This is a genomic window from Seohaeicola saemankumensis (assembly GCF_042678485.1).
In the GTDB taxonomy this organism is placed as follows: Bacteria; Pseudomonadota; Alphaproteobacteria; order Rhodobacterales; family Rhodobacteraceae; genus Seohaeicola; species Seohaeicola saemankumensis.
Genome location: NZ_JBHTKR010000005.1, coordinates 480,971 through 505,247 on the forward strand (window position 1 = coordinate 480,971; position 24,277 = coordinate 505,247).

Below are 24,277 nucleotides of genomic sequence, written 5' to 3' on the forward strand. Positions count from 1 at the left end.
TTGGCCCCCGAGGTCGTTCGGCCCCCGCGGACAGGGGCCTAAAGTGTCACATCCATCTCGTCCCGGTTCAGGTCGCGAATACTGATCGGCGTATCCTGCGCCTTGGTCAAAGACCACCGGGTGCGGGTCGCATAGTCCATCACGCGGCCGGATAAAACGATTTGTTTGGTCGCACGGGGGGCAAGGCGGCCTTTTTCCAGGTAAACGCTGGGCTCCAGCGTCATGATCGCGCGGCTGTCATGGCGAAACACCCACAACTCACCGCTTTTCAACGCCAGTGACACGGCCGTGCCGCCCATGTCCAGTTCGGCCTCGACCTCGGGATGCAGGTGAAAGCGGATCGCGAAAGGGATGCCCTGCAGGCGGATCGCATCCATCTGCCTGTCGAATGTCTTTTGCGCCGCCCCGTTCAACGCGATCAGCAAATCCTCGCCCGCCAGCCCGCTGCCATCGAAGGTCAGCTCCAGCGTTCGCGCATGGGTCAGTCCGTGGGTGCGGACATAACCGTCATGCCCCCCCTGGAACCGCAGACCATCCGGCATCTGCGAGATCTCGACCGGCACATCTTTCGGCGCATCCATCAGCCACTCGGCCCGCCCCGACAAGGCGGCCTTGGCCTTGCCCAGTCGCGCGCTGGAATATCCCGCCAGCGTTACGGTGGAATGGCTGGGCGTGGCGCGACCGGCGCGGCGCCATTCCAGGCCAAAGGCAGCACCCGAGCCGCAATTGACCACCACCGGACGCCGCCCGGACGTCAGCTCAAACGCAAGAGTCGAGGCATGGGCATTCACCGAAGCCACACCCGCAGGCGGTGGGGCCGCATCCACGATCACGCTGGTCCGCCCGGCGCCCAACCGGGCAAACCCCATCGAAAGGCCCTCGGGCATGCGGTTCTTGACGCCCGACGCCGCCAGCGCACCGTCCAGCCGCCCCTCCAGTCCGCGCCCCCCGCCATGAAACCGCGCAAGACCTCCATCAGAATGGCGCAGCGTCCGCAGACTGGGCGCGATCCTGTCGATCGCCGCAAGCAAATCCGCAGGCACGGATCGCCCGGCCTCGCCAAGCGCGGCGGCGGCCCAGGTCAGCAGGGTGAAAACCTCCAGCAGTTCTTCGGGATTGCGCGTTGGAATCCCCCCCTGCTCATCGACCTGTACCCGACAGTCGCGCGCCAGCGCCCGCATCGCGGGTTCAACAAGCCGCTCCATCCCCTGCAGGGAAAGGCCCGCATAGATCATGCCGGTCAACGCCTCGATCCGCGGCAATCCGGGCGAGGCCGCGCGCCAGCGCCGCCCCAGAAAGATCGCCTGCTGCGCCAGTGATCGGTAGAACGCCTCGGACTGCGCCTTGTCCCGCCCGCGCAACACGAAAAGCGCGTGATGGATCCAGCGGATCACCCTGCGTCCGGTCAGGTCCGGCGTCCAGCCAGGCCCCTTTCCCCGACCGTAGCGGTCAATCCAGGCCCACAGCCAGTCCTGCGCCAGCGCGCGGGTCCCGGCATCGCCGACCGCCGCCAGATCGTCCAGCCAGCCGAATCCCTGCAATTCTTCCTCGAACAAATCGTCCGGCGCCTCGACCTGCCAGGGCGTGCGCCCCTCGGCCACGACAAGATGTCCTGCGAACAGATAGTTGCCCGCCAGCAACTGGCGCCCCCTGGCAAAACTGCCGATGGTGCGGGGTTCGGGCTGGCTGACAAAGCCGGTGGCAGGGCGCGACAGGGTACTCAGCCGCGCATGAAAGCGGTGCATCCAGCGCTTGCGACGCGCCGAAAAGCTCTCGGATCGGGACATTGCTCTGCCTCTCGCGCGGGTTGACGCGTCTTTGTCGAACCATAGCCCGGCGATCCGCGCAAGTCACCGCCGAATTCCGGCGCATGGCTTCTTCTTGCCGGAAATATCCTCGGGGGTAGACCCGCAGGGTCTGTGGGGGCAGACAGCCCCCACCTTGGCGGCCCTGCGCGTCACATCCGCAGGCAAGCGATATAGAACCCGTCCAGACCACCCTGTTCGGCCCAGACATCAGGCCGCAGGCGCAAGCCACCCTCGGGCGTGATCCAGGCCGGATCGACACCCGGTCGCGCCAGCGCATCGCGATCCACCACAAGACCGGGGTGGCTTTCCAGCGCTTCCTCGATCTGGCATTCGCCCTCGTCGGGCAGCAGCGAGCAGGTGCAATAGATCAGCCTTCCCCCCGGCTTCAACAGGCCAAGCGCATGATCCAGCATCCGCGCCTGAAGGTCGATCAGCGCACCGAAATCCGATCCGTCCTTGGCATGGGGCAGGTCAGGGTGACGCCGGATCGTTCCTGTGGCCGAACAGGGCGCATCCAGCAGGATCGCATCGTAGCGGCCATCATGCTCCAGCGCGTCGCCCACCACCAGCGTGGCCTGCAACCCGGTACGCGCCAGGTTCGCCGCGACCCGCGCCATGCGCGCCTCGGACAGATCCAGCGCGGTCACACGGGCACCAGCCGCGGCCAATTGCATTGTCTTTCCGCCCGGTGCCGCGCACATGTCCAGCACCGCCTCGCCCGGTTGGGCGGCCAGCACCCGGGCGGGGATTGCAGCGGCGGCATCCTGCACCCACCAGTCGCCGCTGTCATATCCCGGCAGTGACGTAACCTGCCCCGCAGCGCCCAGGCGCACCGATCCCGTGGGCAGCACAATGCCGCCAACCGCAGCCGCCACATCCGTGGCAGGGCCGCGCGGGGTCAGGTCCAGCGGTGGCGTGGCGAAATGCACAGCCTCCATCGCGGCAACTGCGGGCGCGCCATATGCCTCGACCAAGGGCGCGCGCAGCCACTTCGGCAGGCGCGGCACCCGCAGCTTTACCCATGCCGCAGGCCCCTCGGCCGCGATCTTGCGCAGCACGGCATTGACCATCCCTTTCAGCGCGCCGGTCCGCTTGTCCTGGCCCACGATCGCCACGGCCTCGTTCACGACACCATGCGCGTCGCCGCCCATGCAGATTTCGACGGTGGCCAGACGCAGCATGTTCCGCACGCTCAGGGGCGGATTCTTCCGCAGATGCCGTTCCAGCAGGCGATCCGCGCGCTCCAGCCCGCGCAGCGTGTCCAACGCAAGGCGTTGTGCACGGGCGCGATCTGCCGGCTCAAGCCGATCCAGTGCACCCGCCGCCAGCAGTTCGGACATCAGCCGACCCTCGCCAGTGATCCGGTCAAGCATCTGATGCGCCACGCGGCGTGGAGAACTTTGGGGGGCGGCCATGGCGTTATCCTTGCTTGCAGGCGGTTGCGCCGTATATCAAGCGATGGTGCCAGAAGGAAGACAGCCGTGACCGACGAGATCCAGAGCCCTGCCCCCCGAGACTTGCCGCCAGCCGCGCAACGCGCCCTGGCCGAAGCCGAAGAACGCCGCAAGACAGCGAAAGCGCTTGAGATGCCGAAAGAGCTTGGCGGGCGCAACGGGCCAGAGCCCGTGCGCTACGGCGATTGGGAGAAGAAGGGCATCGCGATCGATTTCTGATCCGCGCCCGCAGTTTTGCGTCCTTACTGCACCACGAAATCGGCAAAGTCGCCGGCACCGCGATCCGCGATGAAGCGCACCGTCTGGCCCTGTACGCGCACTTCCTGGCAATTCGGGCCCAGATCCGTGCCGCCCCAGTTCAGATCCCGGCAGAAGAACCCGTCCTGCCAGCGCCATTCGCCGGTCACGTCCCAGCCCAGTCCACGCCCGGTGATTTCGCCATCCGGCAGAACCTTCAGTCGCACGACGATGGGGCCATAGCCTTTCAGGCGCAGGTCTTTCCCCGCCACGGTTGACAGGAACGCCGACTGATCCGGGATCGGCATGAATTCCTCGGCCACCGACGGAACTGCCGCAGCGCCAGCAAGGGACATGGTCAGAACAAGGGCAAAGGGTTTCATGGAGATCGGCCTCATATGAGTTGAGCAGCATTACCGGAATATACGCAAAAATCGCAGATTCGGATCATTCGGCGCCTCACAAACCCGCGAGGCTCGGCCAAAAACTGCCGATCGGACAGCCGACATTACACAACCGCGCGCGGTCAGTGAGCGTTCAGCCCCAGGACATCGACCATGTCGTATTCGCCCGGGTGACGCCCCTGCCCCCAAAGCGCGGCCTTCAGTGCGCCCCTGGCAAAGACCCCGCGATCGGTTGCGATGTGGCGCAGGATGACCCGCTCGCCAGGAGCGGCGAACATGACGTCATGCTCGCCCACGATATCGCCGCCGCGAATGGCGGAAAATCCGATGTGGCCGCGCTCACGCGCACCGGTGATCCCTTCGCGGGCGGCGTCGCGCACATCCTCAAGCCGGACACCGCGCCCGATGGCCGCCGCCTCGCCCAGCATCAATGCCGTGCCGGAAGGGGCATCGACCTTGCGGTTGTGATGGGCCTCAATCACCTCGATGTCGAAATCCGCGTCCAGCGCGGCGGCAACCCGCTTTGTCAGCTGGACCAGCAGGTTGACACCCAGAGACATGTTGCCCGCCCGCACGACAACGGCATGGCGCGCCGCCGCCTTGATGGCGGCCAGATCATCCTCGGACAGGCCCGTGGTGCCGATGACATGCACGGCGCGCGCCTGTGCCGCCAGTGCCGCGAATGCGACCGTGGCTGCAGGGCTGGTGAAGTCGATCACCGCCTGGGCATGGCGAAACGCCTCCAGCGGATCATCGGTGACGGTCACGCCCAGTGCGGCCCCCCCCATGGCGGTACCCAGGTCCTGCCCGATCCAGTCATGGCCCGCGCGTTCCACCGCGCCGACCAGACGCGCCTGATCGCTGTCCGTGATGGTCTGCACCAGCATCCGGCCCATCCGGCCCGATACACCCGTCACCACGATTCCCGGCTTGTCCGTCATCCCGCTCACCTCGTCTGCCCGTTTCCGCATCTGCCGTCCCTCATATCCAAGCAACCGCCGCTTGGCAAAGCCTGCCGGAACGCTTAGATGGGCGGCATGGTAAAAAGCACATCTTCCTCTAGTCCGGGCCAACGACAGCTGCGCGTGGGCGAACTCATCCGCCGCACCCTGTCCGAGGTGCTGCTGCGCGGCGACGTTCATGACCCTGACCTCAACCGCATGTCCATCACCGTGGGCGAGGTGCGCGTGACCACCGATCTGCGCGTCGCCACGATCTATGTCTTGCCACTGGGCGGCGAAGGCAAGGACGAGGTGATCAAGCTTCTGGCCCGCAACAAGGGCGAGTTGAGGCGCATCATCGGCAAGAAGGTCGCCCTCAAGTTCGCGCCCGAGCTGCGGTTCCAGCTGGACGAGACCTTTGACCGGATGGACGAAACGCGCCGCCTGTTCGCGCAGGACGCCGTCCGGCGCGACCTCGACGACTGATGCGCGCGCTGTCGGCGCTGATGGTCGGCCTGGTGGCCCTTGCCGCTTCCCGGGCCGTTGCGCTGGACTGTCGCGAAACCACATATGAAGACGTGCTCTATGCAATCTGCGAGGTCGACACCGCGACAGAACGGCTGGAACTGTTCCTGAACGATCCAACGGGCCGGCCCCATGGTCATTTCAGCGCAATCGACGATGCGCTGGCCGCTTCGGGGCAGACCCTCGGCTTCGCGATGAACGCGGGCATGTATCATCAGGATCGGCGGCCCGTGGGCCTCTACATCGAGAACGGCGAAACCCTTGCGCCGCTGCAGACCCGCGAAAGCTATGGCAACTTCGGCCTGCTGCCGAACGGGTTGCTGTGCCTGACCGAAACCGGCGCACGGGTGATCGAGACGCTGCGCTACCGCGACACCGGGCCGGACTGCCGGTCCGCCACCCAATCGGGGCCGATGCTGGTGATCGACGGCGCGCTGCATCCACGGTTCCTGCCCGACAGCACCTCGCGCTATATCCGCAACGGGGTCGGCACGACGGACGCGGGCGACCGCGCCGTTTTCGCCATCTCGCGCAATCCGGTCACCTTTCACCAGTTTGCCCGCTTCTTCCGCGATGCGCTTGGCCTGCGACAGGCGCTTTATTTCGACGGCAATATCTCGCGCCTGCATGCGCCGCAGATGGGACGCTCGGACAGCGGCTTTCGCATGGGGCCGATCATCGGCCTGCCTGTGCCCAAGGGCGACTGATCCCGCTTCATCGTTCCGCAAATACTCAAAACCCGCAGCAGGCCGTCGCCGCAACGCCAGCGTTTGACAGACCGACGCCCTTGGGCTAGGCCCCGCGCTCTGACAGGAACGGGACAAAGCCATGGGACGCAAGCGCAAGGGTCGTGACATTTCGGGCTGGCTGGTAGTGGACAAGCCCGCGGGCCTGACCTCGACCGCCGTGGTCAACAAGGTGCGCTGGGCGCTGGATGCCAACAAGGCAGGGCATGCCGGCACGCTGGACCCCGAAGCGACCGGCGTTCTGGCCGTGGCGCTGGGCGAGGCCACCAAGACCGTCCCCTATATCACCGACGCGCTGAAAGCCTACCGTTTCACGATCCGGCTGGGACAGGCCACCAATACAGACGATGCCGAAGGCGAAGTGATCGCCACCTCGGACATCCGCCCCGATGACGCCACCATCAAGGAGGCGCTGCATGCCTTTGTCGGTGACATCATGCAGGTGCCGCCGCGGTTTTCCGCCGTCAAGATCGACGGGGAACGCGCCTACAAGCTGGCCCGCGATGACGCCGAATTCGAGATTGCAGCACGGCCCTTGTGGGTCGAGGAACTGGTGATGACGGACCGGCCCGATGCTGATCATGTCGTTTTGGAAATGACCTGCGGCAAGGGCGGCTATGTCCGGTCGATCGCGCGCGACCTGGGCGAGGCGCTGGGTTGCCATGCCCATGTCGTGACCCTGCGCCGCGTCTGGTCCGGCCCGTTCGAGGCAACGGACGGGTTGACGCTGGATCAGATCGACGCCATGGCCCGGACGCCCGAACTTGACGCCCATGTGCTGCCGCTGGAAACCGGCCTTGCCGACCTGCCCGAACTGCGCTGCACGCCGGAGGGCGCCGCGAAACTGCGAAACGGCAATCCCGGCATGGTGCTGGCCTCCGATGTCGAATACGGCGACGAAGCCTGGGCCAGCCTGGACGGACACGCCGTGGCGGTCGGCATCTACAAGGCCGGCGAACTGCACCCGAGCCGCGTGTTCAACCGGGACTGAGGCGCGGCCGCCTTGCAAACCGGTGGCGGGCAAGGCACAACCAAGCCATGATCACACGCGATTTCCTGAAAGGCGACGCGCAGTCCACGGCAGTCTATTCCGACTGCGAACGCTACCGTTACCTGCTGACACGCACCTGGAATGCGACGGGGCCGCGCGCGCTGTTCGTGATGCTCAACCCGTCAACCGCGACCGAGGCACAGAACGACCCCACGGTGGAACGCTGCGAACGCCGTGCCCGCGCGCTGGGTTTCGGCAGCTTTCGTGTCACCAACATCTTTGCCTGGCGCGACACCGATCCGCGCGCGATGCGCGCCGCATCCGATCCGGTCGGGCCCGCCAACGATAAGGCCATCGCCCAAAGCTGTGAATGGGCTGCGGGGGCGCAGGATCGCATCATCGCCGCCTGGGGCACCCACGGCGCCCATCTGGATCGCGGCGCTTGCGTCGAACGCCTGCTGCGCGCGCAACGGCAACCCTTGCATCACCTTGGCCTGACCAAGGACGGACACCCCAAGCATCCGCTCTATATCTCCTATGACCAGAAGCCGATCCTCTGGCCCGCCCATCGAAATTGCTGACCCCATTCCCGAACCGCAGAAAGGACCGCAGATGACAGGCAGCCCCCGGCCACAATCCCCGGACGATCAGGCCGAAGCGATGCGCGCGCTTGCCCGCGAAGTTGCACGTCTGAACGCGCATCGCTTCATCAAGGTGCACAACTCGATCTGGCGGCTGGTGGGGTTCCAGTTCCTGCGGGGTCTGGCCTTTGGCCTCGGCTCGGTTCTGGGGGCCTCGATCCTTGTGTCTGCCCTGGCCTGGTGGGTGTCGCAGTTCGAATTCCTGCCGATCATCGGCGAATGGGCGTCGGAGCTTGCGAAAGAGATCGACCTGAGCCGCGGCCTTGACGGCGGCAGCCAGAATTAACCACGCAGTCAGAACGGATTTGACCCAAACCCTGTCTTCATGGCTGGGTGATGTGGGGTGATCTTTTCTGTGCGGTGCAGGGTTCTTCATGTTGATCTTGACAGGCATCATCGGCCTGATGCTTGCCAGTGCGGCCTTTGTCGGACTGGCGGGCGCATCGGACACCGATGACACCGCGGAAACCGACGGGCAGCCAGACACCGGCCTTGACGCGCCAATGGGCAACGCCGCGACGGCCGGTTCCGGTCTTTCCGACATCATGGATGCCACTGAACTGCCGCCCCTGCCGGACGACAGTGACGAAACCGACCGGATTCTGGCCGGCCAGAGCGGCCCCGACCTGATCGCAGGCGGCGCCGGTGACGACCAGATCGGCGGGCGCCAGGGCAATGACACGCTCATGGGCGCCGAAGGGCGCGATGACCTGCATGGTGCCGAAGGCGATGATCTTGTGATCGGCGGTCCGGGCAACGATCACCTTTATGGCGGCACGGGCGATGACAGCCTGTCCGGCGGCGAGGGCGATGACCTGCTGTTCGGTCAGAACGGTGATGACACCCTGGACGGTGGCCCCGGCATGGACAGCCTGCATGGTGGTGACGGAACGGATCAGCTGTTCGGCGCGGCCGGCAACGATGCGCTGCATGGCGGATTGGGCCATGACAGCCTGACCGGCGGGCCAGGCCATGACAGCCTGTTCGGCGGCGCGGGCCACGACATCCTGATCGGCCATCGTCCCGAGGACGCGGAACAATCCGACGCGGATTACCTGAATGGCGCGGACGGCGACGACACGATCCTGGCGGGCAGCGGTGACATCGCCACGGGCGGGCGGGGCGCAGATCTTTTCCAGCTGGGGCACTGGATCAGGGATCCGGTCGAGGTGGTGGATTTCGACCCGACCGAGGACCGCCTGATCATCATCTTCGACGATAGCAGTGCCGATCCCCCCCTGATCGAGCTGCGCGACGATGACGGTGGATCAGGCCAGGTCAATCTCTATCTGGATGGCGCGCATGTTGCCTCGTTGTCGGGCGCAAACGGCCTGATGCTGTCTGACATCGCGATCCTGGGACAGTCACAGGCAACATGATACCCGTTCGGGAAACGCAACCGGTCCAGGGCCTGCCGCCCCTGACCGGTTGCGATTTCTCCTTTCCAAATGGGGTGATTTCCCCTATACGCGCGCAATCCACGCCGGATTCCCCGGCTGGATATCTCCACGGACCCTGCTGGACGACATCCCGGCTTGTGCCCTCCACCTTTCATTCAAAGGAGACCCCGATGTCGATTACTGTCGAAGAAAAAGCACGTGTGATCAAAGAATTCGCGACTAAAGAAGGCGACACCGGTTCGCCCGAAGTACAGGTTGCGATCCTGACCTCGCGCATTTCCACGCTGACCGAGCACTTCAAGACCCATAAGAAGGACAACCACGGTCGCCGTGGCCTTCTGATGATGGTGGCCCAGCGCCGCAAGCTGCTGGATTACCTGAAGGCAAAGGAAGAGGCCCGTTATCAGGACCTCATCAAGCGCCTCGGCATCCGTCGCTGAGACAAGACACAGGACCGCGCCCCCCAAAAGGGCGCGGTTTTGACATGATCCGATTGCTGTTCCGTCGGGCTTTGCGGCGATGGCAGGATGACTGAAATGGAAGCCAGGGGGCAATACGGCCCCAGATGAAACGGCCAAAGGGGATGGGCCCCGGAGGCCAAGATAGGATACGAGATGTTTAACGTAACGACCAAAACGATGCAGTGGGGCGATGAGACGCTGACACTGGAAACGGGCAAGATCGCCCGCCAGGCAGATGGCACCGTCATCGCGACCCTGGGCGAAACCTCGGTGATGGCTAACGTCACCTTCGCCAAGGAACCCAAGCCGGGTCAGGATTTCTTTCCGCTGACCGTCCATTATCAGGAAAAATACTATGCTGCCGGCAAGGTGCCGGGCGGCTTCTTCAAGCGCGAAGCGCGTCCGACCGAAAAGGAAACGCTGACCGCGCGCCTGATCGACCGTCCGATCCGCCCGCTGTTCGTCGAAGGTTTCAAGAACGAAGTGCTGGTGATGTGCACCGTGCTGTCGCATGACCTGGTGAACGACCCCGATGTGGTTGCGATGATCGCGGCCTCTGCCGCCCTGACCCTGTCGGGCGCGCCCTTCATGGGTCCGATCGCGGGCTGCCGCGTGGGCTATGTGGACGGCGAATACGTCCTCAACCCTTCGGTCGATGACATGCAGAACCTGCGCAACAACCCCGAGCAGCGCCTTGATCTGGTTGTCGCAGGCACCAAGGACGCCGTGATGATGGTGGAATCGGAAGCCTATGAGCTGACCGAGGCCGAGATGCTGGGCGCCGTCGTCTTCGCGCATCAGCAGATCCAGCCGGTGATCGACCTGATCATTGACCTGGCCGAAGCCGCGGCCAAGGAACCGTTCAACTTCCAGCCCGCCGATTACAGCGAACTTTACGCTGCCGTGAAGGCGGCGGGCGAAGACAAGATCCGCGGCGCCTACGCGATCACGGACAAGCAGGCACGCACCACTGCCGTTGCCGAAGCAAAGGCCGCCATCAAGGCCGCCCTGACCGAGGAACAGCTGGCCGATGCCAACCTGGGCACGGCGCTGAAAAAGCTGGAAGCCAGCGTTCTGCGCGGCGATGTGGTCAAGACCGGCAAGCGGATCGACGGACGTGACACGACCACCGTGCGCCCGATCGTCTGCGAAACCGGCCTGCTGCCGCGCACCCATGGTTCGGCCCTGTTTACCCGCGGGGAAACCCAGGGCCTGGTCGTGACCACGCTGGGCACCGGCGATGACGAGCAGTTCATCGACGCGCTGCATGGCAACTTCAAATCCAACTTCATGCTGCATTACAACTTCCCCCCCTATTCGGTGGGCGAGGTTGGTCGCGTGTCTGGACCGGGTCGCCGCGAAATCGGCCACGGCAAACTGGCATGGCGCGCCCTTCAGGCCGTTCTGCCCGCAGCCACCGATTTCCCCTACACGATCCGCATCGTGTCCGAGATCACGGAATCGAACGGCTCGTCCTCGATGGCGTCGGTCTGCGGTGGCTCTTTGTCGATGATGGATGCCGGTGTTCCCCTGAAAGCGCCGGTCGCCGGTGTGGCCATGGGCCTGATCCTGGAAGATGACGGCTCTTATGCCGTGCTGACAGACATCCTGGGTGACGAAGACCACCTGGGCGACATGGACTTCAAGGTTGCCGGCACCGAGAACGGGATCACCAGCCTTCAGATGGACATCAAGGTTGCAGGCATCACGCCCGAGATCATGGAGAAAGCCCTGGCGCAAGCCAAGGACGGCCGTATCCACATCCTCGGTGAGATGAACAAGGCCCTGTCCGGCGCGGCTGATTTCTCGATCCACGCACCGCGCATCGAGACGATGCAGATCCCGACCGACAAGATCCGTGAAGTGATCGGTTCCGGCGGCAAGGTCATCCGCGAGATCGTGGAAGTGTCCGGTGCCAAGGTCGACATCAACGATGACGGCATCATCAAGATCGCTTCGCCCAACGGCGATTCGATCAAGAAAGCCTATGACATGATCTGGTCCATCGTGGCCGAGCCGGAAGAAGGCAAGATCTACAAGGGCACCGTGGTCAAGCTGGTCGATTTCGGCGCGTTCGTGAACTTCTTCGGCAAGCGCGACGGCCTGGTGCACGTGTCCCAGATCGAAAACCGCCGCCTGAACCATCCGTCGGATGTGCTCAAGGAAGGTCAGGAAGTCTGGGTCAAGCTGCTGGGCTTCGACGATCGCGGCAAGGTGCGCCTGGCGATGAAATCGGTGAACCAGGAAACCGGCGAAGAGATCACCAAGGAAGAGGCGGAAGCGGGCGAATAAGCCCCCTTTCACCTTGGAATGGACAAGGCCCCGATGGCAGCATCGGGGCCTTTTTTTGTTTGGCATGACGGGATGAATTGACAGCCTGTTCACCGCTGTTCATGGTTCGCGCATGGTTCCGTTTTTGGTTAACGAGTGAGCGTGTAGCGATGACGACCGAGAGCCTCGAAATAATCCCCGCAGCAGAAATCTATGATGGCGTCCGTCTGAGTACGGAGATGACGCCAGACATGGGCGCCATGTCCGCGCCAAAGGGCGTTGCCCTTGTGCTGCACGGCTTTGACCTGATGAAGAACCATCAACCCGGACAAGCCTTGCTTGTCGCCGTCGACTGGCTGCGTTTCAAGCTGGAAAAACAGGGCTATCAGGTCATTTTCGGGCGCTACAATACCCACCAGTCGTTCATCTATGGCGCGCAAGAGATCGCGGCATACCTCAAGAACAACAACGTTCCCACGAACAACCTGTCGATCTTCGCCTATTCGATGGGCGGTTTGGTTGCACGTCAGATGATCGCAAATGGCCTGAAGCCAAAGCGGCTTTTCACCTATTGCACACCGCATCTGGGAACCATGCTGCATGTGCCCCCCGTCAACCACGGCGCCATGTCCATGATGCCGATCAGCCAGGATCTGGGCAAACTGAACAAGAACGCGACCGAAACGGCCTTTCGCAGCAATATTACGGCAATCGGGTTCAGCCATGCCAACCCCTCGCCGCAACTGCATGACGGCGTGGTGGACATCAATTCGGCCACGGGTCTTGGCCTTGGCTTCGGGCGGCCCGTGCATTGGCTGTCCATGCGCGTCGGGCCGCAATTGCCTCTTGATCCGCACGGTGCGGTACAGAACTTGCCGGACATCGAGCCGGCCCTGTCGATGTTCGTCGGGGACGTTCTGAAAGGCTGACACGATGCTTGAACCCAGCCCCGAGGACCCAAGACGGTTCATGCCGAAGATCACATTCGACGGCTCCGCAATCCAGGTCGAGGCGATTTGCCTGATCGACTGGGACATCACGCTGCTGCTTGCGGGGGTGCAGGCGTTCAAGGATCATCTGCCCAAAGGGGAAGGCGTTGTCACTGCGCTGCCCCTGCCGATGAACCTGGGCGCCTACACCTCGCGCAACCCCAATTTTACGTTTCTCTGTGAAATCGACCAGCGCAGTTCCTTCGATCGCGCGGTCAAGGTGACCGTGTCAGGCAAGCTGCTGAACCAGACCGATTGCACCGACCTGTTCAACGATGCCTGGTTCTTCCAGAAATTCCTTCCCAAGGATTTGGACGACACGACCCGCATGCCCTATGACGACTGACCCTTTCCGGTCAGTCACCGGGATCAGATGATCTCGTCCTCGTCGAAAAGCGGCGCATCTTCCATCTGGGCGGCCACGCCGACCATTGCCGCTTCGGCATGGGCGACACGCGGGGTTTCGGCCACATGGAACAGGGCGTCGCCTTCATTTACCACGGGCATGTTGCTGCGCCCCACGATGATGCCGTTGGACTGCGCGGCAATCTCGATCTCGGCCACGCCGAAAGGATCGGACACCGCGCCCAGCACCATGCCCGGTTCGACCAGATCGCCAATCCCGCGATAGGTCCGCAGCAGCCCGCCCGCAGGCGCGCGGTACCAGCTGGATCGCGTGCAGGTGACGGGTCGCGCACGCAGGCGCGGCACGCCCTTGGGACCGATCATGCCCAGCACCTGCATCACCCGCAGGATACCTGACAGCCCTGCCCGCGCGGCCAGCTCATCGAACCGAAGCCCCTCGCCCGCCTCATAGAGCAGCACATCAACCCCTGCCGCCTCGGCGGCCATGCGAAGGGACCCGTCGCGGAGCTTGGAATGCAGCATCACCGGCGCGCCGAAGGCCTGCGCCAGGTGTTCCAGCCGCGTGTTCCCTGGCGTCAGGCGAATCTGCGGCAGGTTCGACCGCTGCACCGCCGCCGAATGCAGGTCGATCCCGAAATCGGACCGCGTCACGATCTGGTTGAGGAAGATATGCGCCAGGCGCGCCCCAAGCGATCCTTCGGCCGATCCGGGAAAGCAGCGGTTCAGGTCGCGCCGGTCGGGCAGATAGCGCGAATGGTTGAGGAAGCCGAAGGTGTTGACGATGGGCACGGCCAGCAGCGTCCCGGCCATCCGTTCCAGGTTGGGCGCGCGCAGCAGGCGGCGCACGATCTCGACCCCGATCACCTCATCGCCATGGATCGCGGCCGAGACGAACATCACCGGCCCCGGCTTGCGCCCGTTCACCACATGCACGGCCATCGACACCGGCGTATGATCGGACAGGGACGACACGGGCAGATCGACGGTGCGCCGCGTGCCCGGCGGCACCCGCACGCCACCCAGTTCGAAGATCGTGCCACTGCTCATCGCGCGCCCCTTGTCACCCTTTGCCCTTGGTCTTGGTCTGCCCGTCCTTGGCGTTTTTTTCGATGAACGCGATGATCATCCCCGCGATATCCTTGCCCGTCGCCTTTTCGACCCCTTCCAGACCGGGGCTGGAGTTCACCTCCATCACCACAGGCCCGTGATTCGACCTCAGCATATCCACGCCGCAGACATTCAGCCCCATGGATTTGGCTGCCCGGATGGCCGTGGACCGTTCTTCTGGTGAAATCTTGATCGGTTTGGCTGATCCGCCCCGATGCAGGTTCGACCGAAACTCGCCCTCGGCCCCGGTGCGCTGCATGGCCGCCACCACCTTGCCGCCCACGACGATGGCGCGGATGTCGGTGCCGCCCGCTTCCTTGATGAACTCCTGCACAAGGATGTTCACGCCTGCCCCCCGAAACGCCTCGATCACCGATTTGGCGGACCGGTCGGTATCGGCCAGAACCACACCGATGCCCTGCGTGCCCTCCAGCAGCTTGATCACCAGGGGCGCGCCACCGGCCAGCTTTACCACTTCTTCGGTCTGCTTGGGATCATGGGCGAAGGTCGTGACCGGCAACCCGATCCCGTCCCGCGCCAGCAATTGCATCGACCGCAGCTTGTCGCGGCTGCGCCCGATGGCCACGCTTTCATTCAACGGATAGACGCCCTGCATTTCGAACTGCCTGAGCACGGCAAGACCGTAGAAGGTCACGGATGCCCCGATACGCGGGATCACCGCATCGTAGCGCGGCAGTTTCTGGCCGTCGTAATAGATCTCGGGCCTGCGCGAGGCGATGTTCATGCTGCAGCGCAGGGTATTGACGAAATCCAGCTCATGCCCACGCGCCTCGGCCGCCTCTTTCAGGCGCTGATGCGAATAAAGAGCCGGGTTGCGCGTCATCATGGCGATCTTCATGGAAAGGGTCCTTCCGGGAAACGAAAAAAGATACTGCGGTATTGGCTGGCCCGTCAGGACTTGCCCGCGCCGCTTGTTGGTCTGGGGGGGCCAGCCAGATAGGATTTGCCGGCATCCACCAGGATCCCGCGCTTGCGGATGGCTGTGCGGCCCAGGATGATCGGCATCGCCATGGCGGATCGGTCGGCCAGCGACACCTCGATCCGCCAGCGCCGCCCGCCCAGCAAAAGCAGGGTCTCGATGACCAGGCGATCTTCGCCCTGTCCGGACGTGTTCTTGATTTCACGCCGATCCACAAGGGGCGCTTCGCAATCGCGCGCGGTCAGGCCGCTGGCATGCGGTATGTGGAACCGCACCCAATCCACGCCGTCCCGCTGGAACCGCACAACCTTGCTGGCATGCAGCGCAGAGGTGCGCGCCCCGGTGTCGATCTTGGCCTGCATCAGGTCGATCCCCAGTTCGGGCAACGCGATACGCTCGCGCCATCCGATCAGCAACGGCGGCCTGCTCTTGCCAGACTGGGTCTTGCCGGACCTGGTCTTGTCCATGGCGCCTGTTTTCTCCGGCATGTCGTGATCCTGTCTTGGGTCTGGGTCGCAGTCTACCAGTCTGACGCGGCCCGTGCATCCCCCGGCGCGCCGCGTAATCCCGTGCACTGCCTTTGTCCATGACCGGGGTGACATATGCGTGAAAAAGCCCTGCGGAAAGTATGTGCATGGTCGTCTTGAACCAGCAAGGCGGCTGGCTTCTTAAAGCTTGGTGCCGCGCTTTGCCCATTCATCGGCCAGTTGCGCCACGGCACCGAATTCGGTGGTGCAGACCGGCGTGACATCCTTGGGGTGGCTGAACAGAATGGCCCAGCTGTCACCGATCCAGTCATGAAAGGTTATCTTTCCCTGATCGGTGTCCGCCGTGAAATACGGCACGATATCGTTGATACGCAGGCCCGTTTGGGTTTCCTTTCCTGTCATGGCCTCACTTGCATTCTGGGATTGAGATATTTCCTGCGCCACGGATTTTCGCCCCCTCCCTTGCAGCCAATCAGGCAGAGTGACAGAGTGTCGCGAATCCAGTGAGCCGACCTTTGATCCAGTGGATCAGGCCCCATATCGAGACGCAATAACGAAGGAGATCGACATGATCGAGAAACGTCAGTTTTACATCAACGGTGCATGGGTAGACCCGATCGAAGGGCGCGACCATCCCGTGATCGACCCCTCGACCGAAGAACCCTGCGCCATCATCTCGCTGGGTGGCAAGGCAGATACCGATGCTGCTGTTGCCGCGGCAAAAGCAGCGTTTCCGGCATGGATGAACACCCCTGTCGAAGAGCGTATCGCCCTGGTCGAGAAGATGCTGGACATCTACAAGTCCCGTACCGAGGATCTGGCCCAGGCGATGACCATGGAAATGGGCGCGCCCATCGACATGTCGCGCGCCTCGCAGGTGGGTGCTGGCACATGGCATATCACCAACTTCATCACGGCCGCCAAGAAGTTCAAGTTCATCCGCCCGCTGGGCGATCACGCGCCGAACGACCGGATCGTTTACGAGCCGATCGGCGTCTGTGCGATGATCACGCCGTGGAACTGGCCGATGAACCAGGTCACGCTCAAGGTCGTGGCGGCCGCCATCGCGGGCTGCACCATGGTGCTGAAACCGTCGGAAGAAAGCCCGCTGAACGCGATCGTCTTTGCCGAGATCATGCACGAGGCAGGGTTCCCCAAGGGCGTGTTCAACCTTGTGAATGGTGACGGCATGGGTGTCGGTTCGCAGCTGTCCAACCACAAGGATGTGGACATGGTCAGCTTTACCGGTTCGACCCGCGCAGGCATCGCGATTTCCAAGGCGGCTGCGGACACGCTCAAGCGCGTGCATCTGGAACTGGGTGGCAAGGGCGCCAACATCATCTTCGCCGATGCAGATGACAAGGCCGTCAAGCGTGGCGTTCTGCACATGATGAATAACTCGGGCCAGTCCTGCAATGCACCCAGCCGGATGCTGGTGCAGAAGGGCGTTTATGAAAAGGCGGTCGAAACCGCTGCCGAAGTGGCGAATTCCGTCACCGTGGGCAACGCGCATGACGCCGGCCGCCACATCGGCCCCGTGGTGAACGAGGCCCAGTTCAACAAGATCCAGGGCCTGATCCAGAAGGGTATCGACGAAGGTGCACGCCTTGTGGCCGGTGGGACGGGCCGCCCCGAAGGCTTCAACCGTGGTTTCTTCGTCAAGCCGACGGTCTTTGCCGATGTCACCAATGAGATGACCATCGCGCGCGAGGAAATCTTTGGCCCCGTGCTGTCGATCATCCCTTTCGAGACCGAGGAAGAAGCGATCCGTATCGCCAATGACACGGTGTACGGTCTGACCAACTACATCCAGACGCAGGATGGCAGCAAATCCAACCGCGTCGCGCTGCAACTGCGTTCGGGCATGGTCGAGATCAACGGCCAGTCGCGCGGCGCCGGTGCGCCCTTTGGCGGCATGAAACAGTCCGGCAACGGTCGCGAAGGTGGCGTCTGGGGCATCGAGGATTTCCTTGAGGTCAAGTCGGTCGCTGGCTGGGCGGCTGAATAACGCACTGTCACCGCAATGAAAAAACCGCCGTCCGGGATGCCGGGCGGCGGTTTTGTCTTGGCGGCGCCTGCTGGCTTGCCTTTGTGCGATCAGCGTCGCGTCAATCCAGCCTGCGGGCCTCGTCGACCAGCATCACGGGAATGCCGTTGCGGATCGGATAGGCCAATCCGGCGGGTTTGCTGATCAGTTCCTGACGCTCGGCATCGTAATCAAGACGCGCACCCGTGCGCGGACATACCAGCGCTTCCAGCATGCGGCGGTCAAAAAGCGGGCCATCCATCACTGCATGATCTCCTCGGTATTGCCGCCACGCAGGGAATACTCGATCAGGGTGACAAGCGTTTCGCGGCGTGTGGACAGGCACGGGGCCTCAAGCAGGGCCTGCTTGTCCTCAGGATCGAAATCCAGAAGCATGGACAATGAGTTGATCAGCAACTCATCATCCGCCTCTTGCAGGCTTTCCCAATCGGTCTGCAATTCCCGCGCGGTGAAATAGCGCGACAGCAGGTTCATGAAGGCTTCGCGGTCAAAGCCCTTGTCGCTTTCGTCGCGACCAAGATCCCTTTCGAACCCGGTCCATGACACCTCGCACCGGCGATAGGGGGTAAAACCCGTCACTTCCCGGACCACGCGGAAACGGGACATGCCCGACAGCGTGATCAGATAGCGCCCATCCTCGGTTTCAGAGAATTGCGTGACCCGGCCCGCGCAACCGATCTGATGCAACCCGTTCCCGTCGCGTCCGGGGATCGCGTTCGGTTGCACCATGCCGATCAGGCGTTCCGGCGTTTTCAACGCATCCTCGAGCATGGCGAGGTAGCGTGGCTCGAAGATGTGCAATGGCAACCGCGACCGGGGCAGCAGAAGCGCCCCGGGCAGCGGAAACACCGCGATCACGTCCGGCATGTCAAATGTCTTGCCCATACCCTGCGACCTAGACCGGAATGTTCATCAGGCAAATATCATCGACGACAGTTTGCGCCGACCGTTCAGAACCACCGGATCATTCGGCTTGAGCGCCTCGAAGATGGTGAAAAGCTGCTGCTTTGCGGCACCGTCATTCCATTCCCGATCCCGGCGGAAAATCTCCAGCAGCGCATCGACCGCCTCTTCCATCCGGTTCGCAGCCTGAAGCGCAAGCGCCAGATCGAACCGCGCCTGAAGATCGGCCGGGTTCGCCTCGACTGCCGCCATCAGGTCAGCCACGGGACCGGCACCGGCCGCCTGCCGCGCCAGTTCAAGCTGGGCATGGGCCGCTTCCAGCGGGGCCGCCTTGGCGATTTCGGCGGGCGCGCCGTTCAGCACGGCCTCGGCCTCCTCCAGGTCACCCTTCGTGATGTGGCAACGCACCAGACCGGCGTAGGCCGCGACATTCACGGGGTCTTCCTCGAGGATGGCAGCGAAGGTTTGCGCCGCATCATCCACCGCACCTTCGGCCAGCATGGCCTCCGCGGCCTCAATCGCTTCGGCCAGACCGCCATCGCCATCGCCAGCCAGATCGGCCAGCCGTGTGACGAAAGCCTGCACTTCCGATGCCGGCACCGCCCCCTGGAAGGCATCGACCGGCTGGCCCTGCCAGAATGCATAGACAGTGGGAATGGACTGCACGCGCAACTGTGCCGCGATGCGCTGGTTCTGGTCTACATTGACCTTGACCATCTTCACCGCACCTTTGGCGGCCTGGACTGCGGCCTCAAGCTGCGGACCCAGCGTCTTGCAGGGGCCGCACCATGGCGCCCAGAAATCCACGAGCACCGGCACGGTCATCGAGGCATCGACAACCTCGGCCATGAAATCGGCCTCGGACACATCCATGATCACCGCCTTGTCTGCGGCCGGCTGCTTTTGTCCCAGTTCCAGCATCTTCCGTCATCCTTGTCTGCAAATCTGCGTGGCACCCCGTGAGAGTGCATTCATCACCCTATATGGGGTGACATATTCGTGAAATCAAAGGTCAAAGGTCGCAAAGACCGGCGCATGATCGCTGGGCTGCTGCCATCCGCGCGCGGCGCGCAGCACGCGGCTGGAGTGTCCCGCCCCTGCGATGTCCTGTGTGGCCCAGACGTGATCCAGACGACGCCCCTTGTCGGCGGCGTCCCAGTCGGCGGCGCGATAGGACCACCAGCTGTAAAGCTGCCCCTCGGGGATGTCGGCGCGCGTCACGTCGACCCATGCGCCTGATTCCTGCACCTGGCCAAGATGATCAACCTCGATCGGGGTATGGCTGACGATTTTCAGCAGTTGCTTGTGGTTCCACACATCGTCTTCACGCGGGGCGATGTTCAGATCGCCCACAAGGATCGACCGTTCCGGCCGGTCGCCGTGGAACCAGTCCCGCATCTCGGTCAGGTAATCCAGCTTCTGGCCGAACTTGTCGTTCACCGCGCGGTCGGGCACATCGCCCCCCGCCGGGACATAGCAGTTATGGATCACGACGCCATTGGGCAGCCGTGCCGCTACGTGACGCGCATGACCCAGGCTGGCGAAATCCATCTCGCCCATATCTTCAAGCGGCAGCTTGGACAGGATCGCCACACCGTTGTAGCCCTTCTGTCCGCGCGCAACCATGTGGTGATAGCCCAGCGCCTGGAACCCCTCCAGCGGGATCTTGTCCACCGGGCTCTTGCACTCCTGCAGACACAGGACATCGGGGGCTTCTTCGGTCAGCAGCTTGCACACAAGCCCCTCGCGCAGCCGGACCGAGTTGATGTTCCATGTGGCCAGGGTAAAGGTCATGCGCTGCTCCGTTTTCCGTCATTCGCGGGCAGGCCTATCACAAGCCCCGACCGAGGGGGAGGGGGTGCTGTCACCCGAAAGCCGTGACAGCCTTTGACAGAGGGCTCAGCGGATCTGCACGCTGACGGTCTGGCTGATCATCTCGGCCATGGATAGCGTTTCCATGAAGGCGATGTCCGATGCATCACGGCCCGCCGCGATCACGACAAGTTCCGCATCCGACGACATCCCCGTGGCATCCACCATATGCCAGCCGCCCTCAAGCCAGACTTGCGCCACGGCGTGAAAGTCGGGCGGGTTCACATCCGGCCCGTAGACAGAAACATAACGCGCCGGAATGTTCGACGCCCGCGCCAGCGCGCAGACCATATGGGCATAATCGCGGCACACCCCTTCGCCGATCGCGAATGTCTCCACCGCCGAGGTTTCCGCGTTCGAGCTTCCCGGCACATAGCGCAGCGCGCCGCTGACCCAATCGCGGATCGCCGCGATTTTCTGCCCACCCGCAAGGTCGCCGAAATTCTGCGCGGCAAGATCCCGGAACAGGTCCGACTGGCAGAACCGCGACGGTCTGAGACTGGCCATGACATGACCCGGCAGATGATGCAGCAGGTCGGCGCGCAACGACGCAAGCGGACGATGGGGATGGGCCACCTCAACGCTGGCACGATACCGCAGGTTCAGCTGCCCGCCATCGACCCTTGCCCAGATGCGCTGCCCCAACCCGCCCTCGCCATCGACGCGGGTCAAGGTAGCGTTTTCGATATCCAACTGATCGTGCAAAACGGTCTGGCCTGCCATATGCGCCGCCTCGATCGTCAGCCGGACCATCGGATCATCGCCCAGTGCATATTGCATGTTCACATCGATTTCGACGGTCATCAGGTTCCAATCTGCCGGATTTTCGGGTCTGCGGCGTGGATCGCCGCGGCGTGTATCCCGGTCAGGGGTATACACGACCATCGCGCCAATGACAGGGGTAGTGGCGCACCGAACGCCCCGGTGATCCCGAACGCGTCAGATGGAGACCCGTGACAGCAGCGTAGCGCGGTCCACCTTGGCCTTGGGATCGCGCAGCACGACCGAGCCACGGTTCAGCGCCACGAATTCATCGGCCAGGTTATAGGCAAAGTCGAAATACTGCTCGACCAGCACGATGGCGATCTCGCCTTCCCCGCGCAGCGCCTCGATCACGCGGCCAATCTGCTTGATGATGTTTGGCTGAATGCCCTCGGTCGGCTCGTCCAGCAGCAACACACGGGGGCGCGTAATCAGCGCGCGGGCGATGGCCAACTGTTGTTGCTGCCCCCCCGACAGATCCCCGCCGCGACGGTCTTTCATCTCGGCCAATACGGGAAACAGCTCGTAGATGCGGGGCGGAATGACCTTGCCCCCGCGCGGCAGGCAGGCGAAGCCCGTCGTCAGGTTCTCGGTCACGGTCAGCAGGGGGAACACCTCGCGCCCCTGCGGGACATAGGCGATACCCGCGCGCGCGGCCTGGAAGGCGGTCGGATGATCCAGCGGCTTGCCATCCAGCGTGATCGTGCCGCCGGAATAGGGATGCCGCCCCGCAATGGCCTTGAGAAGGCTGGTCTTGCCGACGCCATTGGTGCCCATCACGGCGGTGACCTGACCGGGTTTCGCGGTCATCGAAATCCCGTTCAGGATCTGGCTTTGCCCGTATTTCAGGGTCAGATCGGCAATCTCCAGCATCTCAGCGCCCCAGGTAGACGTCGATGACGTCCTGATTTTTCGTCACATGATCCAGGCTGCCCTCGGCCAGAACCGCCCCTTCATGCAGCACGGTCACCTTGCAATTCAGCCGCCGCACGAATTCCATGTCATGTTCGACGACAACCACGGCCCGCGTCTGTGCCGCACGCACCAGAAGCGCCGTGGTATGTTCCCGTTCGGCAGGGGTCATGCCCGCGGCGGGTTCATCCACCAGCAACAGCTGCGGATCCTGCGCCAGCAGCATCCCGATCTCCAGCCATTGTTTCTGGCCATGGCTCAACTCACCTGCCCGGCGGGGCAAGTCTTCGGTCAGGCCGATCTCATCCGCGATCTCGTCGATCCGTGCGGCCGTGTCACGGCTTTTGCGGTAGAACAGCACATCGAAAGGCCCGCGCGGGTTCTTGAGCGCCATGGCCAGGTTTTCACGCACGCTCTGCGCCTCGAAGACGGTGGGTTTCTGGAACTTGCGGCCGATCCCCTGCCGCGCGATCTGGCTTTCCGACAGATCCAGCAAAGAGATGCTGCGCGGCCCCCAAAGCACACGCCCTTCATCCGGCCTGGTCTTGCCGGTGATGATGTCCATGAAGGTGGTCTTGCCCGCGCCATTCGGCCCGATCACGGCACGCAATTCGGCTGCGCCGATGCTGATCGACAGGTTGTTGATGGCGCGGAACCCGTCGAAGGTGACGCTGACGCCGGACACTTCCAGAAGCGTGCTCATGGCTCGCCCTCCTCGCGGCGCCAGGCGCCCTTGTCGGGGCCGTAATCGCCCTGACGGTCCGGCACGGGTTTCAACACGATCAGGTCAAACAGCCCGCCGATCCCCTTTGGAAAGAACAGCGTGACCGCCACGAATGACAGACCCAGCAGCACCAGCCACCAGTCGGTCCAGTTGATCGTGTAGAACCCAAGGTTGATGGCCGGGGCCGATCCGCCCGTGAACCACGACGACAACAGCGACACGAAGGCCGCGCCGATGACCGCGCCGTAAAGCCGCCCGCGCCCGCCGATGGCGACCCAGACCGCCAGGTAGATCGAGGCGATGGGCGCGATTTCCGCCGGGTTGATGATCCCCGCCTGCGGATAGTAAAGCGCCCCCGCGATAGCGGCGACAACAGCCGTCACGGTGAAGACGAAAAGCTTGTAGCTTTCGACATGGTAGCCCAGGAACCGCACACGGCTTTCGTTGTCGCGGATGGCGCGTATCACGCTGCCCATCTTGCCCGACACGATCCAGGCGAACAGCACATAGCCCAGCCCCAGCGCCAGCGCCGAGGCCCAGAAGAACGCGATCGAGATGACCGATTGCGGCACCGCGTCCAGTCCGGGGATGTTCTGCAACCCCGACAGCCCGTTGTTGCCGCGCAAACCGCTGTCATTCTGGAACAGGTAAAGCGACAGCGCCAGCGTCATGGCCTGGGTGAGGATCGACAGGTAGACCCCTGTCACGCGGCTGCGGAACGCCAGCCAGCCGAAGACCAGCGCCAGCAATCCCGGCACCAGCACGACCATCAGCAGTTGCAGCGCCAGACTATGCGAGAAGGTCCAGATCAGCGGAAATTCAGAGGCTCCGACCACGCCGAAGATCTGGCCGGCGATGGCGTCCGCCACCTCCTTGTCGGTGGGCGGCAGCGCGGCATTGGCCAACGCATCGACCACGATCAACTCGGTCCGTGCATACATCAGCCACATGCCGATGGCATACCCACCCAGCCCGAAGAACGCGAAGTGTCCCAGGGACAGGATGCCGCAATAGCCCCAGACCACATCCATGGCGATGGCGATCAGGCACAGGCACAGCGTCTTGCCCAGCGTCTTGATGAAGGAGGTCGAGATCAGCCCCACGCCCGTCACCTCGGACATCAGCGTGACCGCGATGGTAAAGACCGACAGCGCCAGCAGGAACCACAGGACCGATGGATTTCGCGCAATGAAGGAACGGTTCATGCGCGGCCTCCGTTGCAGCGGGGGGTCAACCCCCCGCACCCCCCGGGATATTTGGGGCAAGAAGAAACGGAAGCGGTTTTTGC

General features: G+C 63.5%; 27 protein-coding genes and 1 pseudogene. 12 read left to right on the forward strand and 16 right to left on the reverse strand.

Annotated elements, in window-relative coordinates; all coding sequences use genetic code 11:
• Positions 1-38 precede the first annotated feature (38 nt).
• Together ACFQ3C_RS14590 and ACFQ3C_RS14595 are read right to left on the reverse strand one after the other, a co-directional pair.
• Entirely contained in the window at positions 39-1,787 is a 1,749-nt protein-coding gene (locus tag ACFQ3C_RS14590; protein WP_380793253.1) for a heparinase II/III family protein, read from the reverse strand.
• 170 nt (positions 1,788-1,957) lie between these two features.
• Positions 1,958-3,223, reverse strand: a complete 1,266-nt coding sequence (locus tag ACFQ3C_RS14595; RefSeq protein ID WP_380793255.1) for an RsmB/NOP family class I SAM-dependent RNA methyltransferase — start codon at positions 3,221-3,223, stop codon at positions 1,958-1,960.
• 66 nt (positions 3,224-3,289) lie between these two features.
• On the opposite strand from ACFQ3C_RS14595, the gene ACFQ3C_RS14600 reads away from it, so the two are divergent.
• Positions 3,290-3,481 (forward strand): DUF1674 domain-containing protein, encoded by a 192-nt coding sequence (locus ACFQ3C_RS14600; protein ID WP_380793257.1) that lies wholly within the window; start codon positions 3,290-3,292, stop codon positions 3,479-3,481.
• A 23-nt stretch (positions 3,482-3,504) separates the two neighbouring features.
• On the opposite strand, the gene ACFQ3C_RS14605 is transcribed toward ACFQ3C_RS14600, so the two are convergent.
• A complete protein-coding gene (locus ACFQ3C_RS14605) occupies positions 3,505-3,882 on the reverse strand; it encodes a dihydrodipicolinate reductase (protein WP_380793259.1) in 378 nt (125 codons plus the stop codon).
• Positions 3,883-4,025: 143 nt separating this feature from the next.
• On the reverse strand, positions 4,026-4,844 hold the full coding sequence (dapB, locus tag ACFQ3C_RS14610; RefSeq protein ID WP_380793362.1) for a 4-hydroxy-tetrahydrodipicolinate reductase: 819 nt from the start codon (positions 4,842-4,844) through the stop codon (positions 4,026-4,028).
• A 96-nt stretch (positions 4,845-4,940) separates the two neighbouring features.
• Here dapB and rbfA point away from each other — a divergent pair, with 96 nt between their 5' ends.
• The 10 genes from rbfA (at position 4,941) to ACFQ3C_RS14660 (ending at position 13,214) form a co-directional block, all read left to right on the forward strand.
• Entirely contained in the window at positions 4,941-5,330 is a 390-nt protein-coding gene (rbfA, locus tag ACFQ3C_RS14615; RefSeq protein WP_380793261.1) for a 30S ribosome-binding factor RbfA, read from the forward strand.
• Positions 5,330-6,076, forward strand: coding sequence for a phosphodiester glycosidase family protein (locus tag ACFQ3C_RS14620; RefSeq protein WP_380793263.1), 747 nt, complete (start codon positions 5,330-5,332; stop codon positions 6,074-6,076). The genes rbfA and ACFQ3C_RS14620 overlap by 1 nt, the downstream gene beginning before the upstream one ends.
• 121 nt (positions 6,077-6,197) lie before the next feature.
• On the forward strand, positions 6,198-7,106 hold the full coding sequence (gene truB / locus ACFQ3C_RS14625) for a tRNA pseudouridine(55) synthase TruB (RefSeq protein ID WP_380793265.1): 909 nt from the start codon (positions 6,198-6,200) through the stop codon (positions 7,104-7,106).
• A 47-nt stretch (positions 7,107-7,153) separates the two neighbouring features.
• Complete coding sequence (locus ACFQ3C_RS14630) at positions 7,154-7,687, forward strand: DUF1643 domain-containing protein (protein WP_380793267.1); 534 nt, start codon at positions 7,154-7,156, stop codon at positions 7,685-7,687.
• A 31-nt stretch (positions 7,688-7,718) separates the two neighbouring features.
• Positions 7,719-8,033, forward strand: coding sequence for a DUF5665 domain-containing protein (locus ACFQ3C_RS14635; protein ID WP_380793269.1), 315 nt, complete (start codon positions 7,719-7,721; stop codon positions 8,031-8,033).
• A gap of 88 nt (positions 8,034-8,121) precedes the next feature.
• Entirely contained in the window at positions 8,122-9,126 is a 1,005-nt protein-coding gene (locus ACFQ3C_RS14640) for a calcium-binding protein (protein ID WP_380793271.1), read from the forward strand.
• 191 nt (positions 9,127-9,317) lie between these two features.
• Entirely contained in the window at positions 9,318-9,587 is a 270-nt protein-coding gene (gene rpsO / locus ACFQ3C_RS14645) for a 30S ribosomal protein S15 (protein WP_380793273.1), read from the forward strand.
• A 174-nt stretch (positions 9,588-9,761) separates the two neighbouring features.
• The gene (gene pnp, locus ACFQ3C_RS14650; protein ID WP_380793275.1) at positions 9,762-11,900 is read left to right on the forward strand and encodes a polyribonucleotide nucleotidyltransferase; all 2,139 of its coding nucleotides are present in this window, start codon (positions 9,762-9,764) and stop codon (positions 11,898-11,900) included.
• Positions 11,901-12,118: 218 nt separating this feature from the next.
• Positions 12,119-12,808 carry an esterase/lipase family protein gene (locus tag ACFQ3C_RS14655; protein ID WP_380793277.1) on the forward strand — a complete coding sequence of 230 codons (690 nt, stop codon included), beginning with the start codon at positions 12,119-12,121 and terminating at the stop codon, positions 12,806-12,808.
• A gap of 4 nt (positions 12,809-12,812) precedes the next feature.
• The gene (locus ACFQ3C_RS14660) at positions 12,813-13,214 is read left to right on the forward strand and encodes a hypothetical protein (protein ID WP_380793279.1); all 402 of its coding nucleotides are present in this window, start codon (positions 12,813-12,815) and stop codon (positions 13,212-13,214) included.
• Positions 13,215-13,237: 23 nt separating this feature from the next.
• Here ACFQ3C_RS14660 and ACFQ3C_RS14665 read toward each other — a convergent pair whose 3' ends face one another.
• The 4 genes and pseudogenes from ACFQ3C_RS14665 to ACFQ3C_RS14680 all read right to left on the reverse strand — a co-directional run.
• The gene (locus tag ACFQ3C_RS14665; RefSeq protein WP_380793281.1) at positions 13,238-14,281 is read right to left on the reverse strand and encodes a succinylglutamate desuccinylase/aspartoacylase family protein; all 1,044 of its coding nucleotides are present in this window, start codon (positions 14,279-14,281) and stop codon (positions 13,238-13,240) included.
• A 13-nt stretch (positions 14,282-14,294) separates the two neighbouring features.
• Complete coding sequence (gene rimK / locus ACFQ3C_RS14670; RefSeq protein ID WP_274555494.1) at positions 14,295-15,200, reverse strand: 30S ribosomal protein S6--L-glutamate ligase; 906 nt, start codon at positions 15,198-15,200, stop codon at positions 14,295-14,297.
• 53 nt (positions 15,201-15,253) lie between these two features.
• Positions 15,254-15,769, reverse strand: coding sequence for an ATP-dependent zinc protease family protein (locus tag ACFQ3C_RS14675; RefSeq protein ID WP_380793283.1), 516 nt, complete (start codon positions 15,767-15,769; stop codon positions 15,254-15,256).
• A gap of 183 nt (positions 15,770-15,952) precedes the next feature.
• Positions 15,953-16,171, reverse strand: a pseudogene (locus ACFQ3C_RS14680) (redoxin domain-containing protein); the annotation flags it as partial.
• Positions 16,172-16,337: 166 nt separating this feature from the next.
• On the opposite strand from ACFQ3C_RS14680, the gene ACFQ3C_RS14685 reads away from it, so the two are divergent.
• Positions 16,338-17,777, forward strand: a complete 1,440-nt coding sequence (locus ACFQ3C_RS14685; RefSeq protein ID WP_380793285.1) for an aldehyde dehydrogenase family protein — start codon at positions 16,338-16,340, stop codon at positions 17,775-17,777.
• A 100-nt stretch (positions 17,778-17,877) separates the two neighbouring features.
• Here ACFQ3C_RS14685 and ACFQ3C_RS14690 read toward each other — a convergent pair whose 3' ends face one another.
• From ACFQ3C_RS14690 to urtC, 8 genes are all read right to left on the reverse strand, one after another.
• The gene (locus tag ACFQ3C_RS14690; RefSeq protein WP_380793287.1) at positions 17,878-18,057 is read right to left on the reverse strand and encodes a Trm112 family protein; all 180 of its coding nucleotides are present in this window, start codon (positions 18,055-18,057) and stop codon (positions 17,878-17,880) included.
• Positions 18,057-18,701, reverse strand: a complete 645-nt coding sequence (locus tag ACFQ3C_RS14695; RefSeq protein ID WP_380793289.1) for an LON peptidase substrate-binding domain-containing protein — start codon at positions 18,699-18,701, stop codon at positions 18,057-18,059. Before ACFQ3C_RS14695 ends, ACFQ3C_RS14690 begins: the two co-directional genes overlap by 1 nt.
• Before the next feature lie 27 nt (positions 18,702-18,728).
• Complete coding sequence (trxA, locus tag ACFQ3C_RS14700) at positions 18,729-19,640, reverse strand: thioredoxin (RefSeq protein WP_380793291.1); 912 nt, start codon at positions 19,638-19,640, stop codon at positions 18,729-18,731.
• 84 nt (positions 19,641-19,724) lie between these two features.
• Positions 19,725-20,513, reverse strand: a complete 789-nt coding sequence (locus ACFQ3C_RS14705; protein ID WP_380793293.1) for an exodeoxyribonuclease III — start codon at positions 20,511-20,513, stop codon at positions 19,725-19,727.
• Positions 20,514-20,618: 105 nt separating this feature from the next.
• Positions 20,619-21,395: a transglutaminase-like domain-containing protein gene (locus ACFQ3C_RS14710; protein ID WP_380793295.1), complete on the reverse strand. Its 777-nt coding sequence runs from the start codon at positions 21,393-21,395 to the stop codon at positions 20,619-20,621.
• 135 nt (positions 21,396-21,530) lie between these two features.
• On the reverse strand, positions 21,531-22,226 hold the full coding sequence (gene urtE, locus ACFQ3C_RS14715) for an urea ABC transporter ATP-binding subunit UrtE (protein WP_380793297.1): 696 nt from the start codon (positions 22,224-22,226) through the stop codon (positions 21,531-21,533).
• Between the two features lies 1 nt (position 22,227).
• Positions 22,228-22,968 carry an urea ABC transporter ATP-binding protein UrtD gene (gene urtD, locus ACFQ3C_RS14720; RefSeq protein WP_380793299.1) on the reverse strand — a complete coding sequence of 247 codons (741 nt, stop codon included), beginning with the start codon at positions 22,966-22,968 and terminating at the stop codon, positions 22,228-22,230.
• Positions 22,965-24,194 (reverse strand): urea ABC transporter permease subunit UrtC, encoded by a 1,230-nt coding sequence (gene urtC, locus ACFQ3C_RS14725; protein WP_380793301.1) that lies wholly within the window; start codon positions 24,192-24,194, stop codon positions 22,965-22,967. Before urtC ends, urtD begins: the two co-directional genes overlap by 4 nt.
• Positions 24,195-24,277 lie beyond the last annotated feature (83 nt).

Excerpts from the sequence above, each read along its gene's own strand:
- ACFQ3C_RS14590 (WP_380793253.1), bottom strand. The coding sequence starts at position 1,787 with ATGTCCCGATCCGAGAGCTTTTCGGCGCGTCGCAAGCGCTGGATGCAC.
- ACFQ3C_RS14595 (WP_380793255.1), bottom strand. The coding sequence starts at position 3,223 with ATGGCCGCCCCCCAAAGTTCTCCACGCCGCGTGGCGCATCAGATGCTT.
- ACFQ3C_RS14605 (WP_380793259.1), bottom strand. The coding sequence starts at position 3,882 with ATGAAACCCTTTGCCCTTGTTCTGACCATGTCCCTTGCTGGCGCTGCG.
- dapB (WP_380793362.1), bottom strand. The coding sequence starts at position 4,844 with ATGACGGACAAGCCGGGAATCGTGGTGACGGGTGTATCGGGCCGGATG.
- rbfA (WP_380793261.1), top strand. The coding sequence starts at position 4,941 with ATGGTAAAAAGCACATCTTCCTCTAGTCCGGGCCAACGACAGCTGCGC.
- ACFQ3C_RS14620 (WP_380793263.1), top strand. The coding sequence starts at position 5,330 with ATGCGCGCGCTGTCGGCGCTGATGGTCGGCCTGGTGGCCCTTGCCGCT.
- truB (WP_380793265.1), top strand. The coding sequence starts at position 6,198 with ATGGGACGCAAGCGCAAGGGTCGTGACATTTCGGGCTGGCTGGTAGTG.
- ACFQ3C_RS14630 (WP_380793267.1), top strand. The coding sequence starts at position 7,154 with ATGATCACACGCGATTTCCTGAAAGGCGACGCGCAGTCCACGGCAGTC.
- ACFQ3C_RS14635 (WP_380793269.1), top strand. The coding sequence starts at position 7,719 with ATGACAGGCAGCCCCCGGCCACAATCCCCGGACGATCAGGCCGAAGCG.
- ACFQ3C_RS14640 (WP_380793271.1), top strand. The coding sequence starts at position 8,122 with ATGTTGATCTTGACAGGCATCATCGGCCTGATGCTTGCCAGTGCGGCC.
- rpsO (WP_380793273.1), top strand. The coding sequence starts at position 9,318 with ATGTCGATTACTGTCGAAGAAAAAGCACGTGTGATCAAAGAATTCGCG.
- pnp (WP_380793275.1), top strand. The coding sequence starts at position 9,762 with ATGTTTAACGTAACGACCAAAACGATGCAGTGGGGCGATGAGACGCTG.
- ACFQ3C_RS14655 (WP_380793277.1), top strand. The coding sequence starts at position 12,119 with ATGACGCCAGACATGGGCGCCATGTCCGCGCCAAAGGGCGTTGCCCTT.
- ACFQ3C_RS14660 (WP_380793279.1), top strand. The coding sequence starts at position 12,813 with ATGCTTGAACCCAGCCCCGAGGACCCAAGACGGTTCATGCCGAAGATC.
- ACFQ3C_RS14665 (WP_380793281.1), bottom strand. The coding sequence starts at position 14,281 with ATGAGCAGTGGCACGATCTTCGAACTGGGTGGCGTGCGGGTGCCGCCG.
- rimK (WP_274555494.1), bottom strand. The coding sequence starts at position 15,200 with ATGAAGATCGCCATGATGACGCGCAACCCGGCTCTTTATTCGCATCAG.
- ACFQ3C_RS14675 (WP_380793283.1), bottom strand. The coding sequence starts at position 15,769 with ATGCCGGAGAAAACAGGCGCCATGGACAAGACCAGGTCCGGCAAGACC.
- ACFQ3C_RS14685 (WP_380793285.1), top strand. The coding sequence starts at position 16,338 with ATGATCGAGAAACGTCAGTTTTACATCAACGGTGCATGGGTAGACCCG.
- ACFQ3C_RS14690 (WP_380793287.1), bottom strand. The coding sequence starts at position 18,057 with ATGGATGGCCCGCTTTTTGACCGCCGCATGCTGGAAGCGCTGGTATGT.
- ACFQ3C_RS14695 (WP_380793289.1), bottom strand. The coding sequence starts at position 18,701 with ATGGGCAAGACATTTGACATGCCGGACGTGATCGCGGTGTTTCCGCTG.
- trxA (WP_380793291.1), bottom strand. The coding sequence starts at position 19,640 with ATGCTGGAACTGGGACAAAAGCAGCCGGCCGCAGACAAGGCGGTGATC.
- ACFQ3C_RS14705 (WP_380793293.1), bottom strand. The coding sequence starts at position 20,513 with ATGACCTTTACCCTGGCCACATGGAACATCAACTCGGTCCGGCTGCGC.
- ACFQ3C_RS14710 (WP_380793295.1), bottom strand. The coding sequence starts at position 21,395 with ATGACCGTCGAAATCGATGTGAACATGCAATATGCACTGGGCGATGAT.
- urtE (WP_380793297.1), bottom strand. The coding sequence starts at position 22,226 with ATGCTGGAGATTGCCGATCTGACCCTGAAATACGGGCAAAGCCAGATC.
- urtD (WP_380793299.1), bottom strand. The coding sequence starts at position 22,968 with ATGAGCACGCTTCTGGAAGTGTCCGGCGTCAGCGTCACCTTCGACGGG.
- urtC (WP_380793301.1), bottom strand. The coding sequence starts at position 24,194 with ATGAACCGTTCCTTCATTGCGCGAAATCCATCGGTCCTGTGGTTCCTG.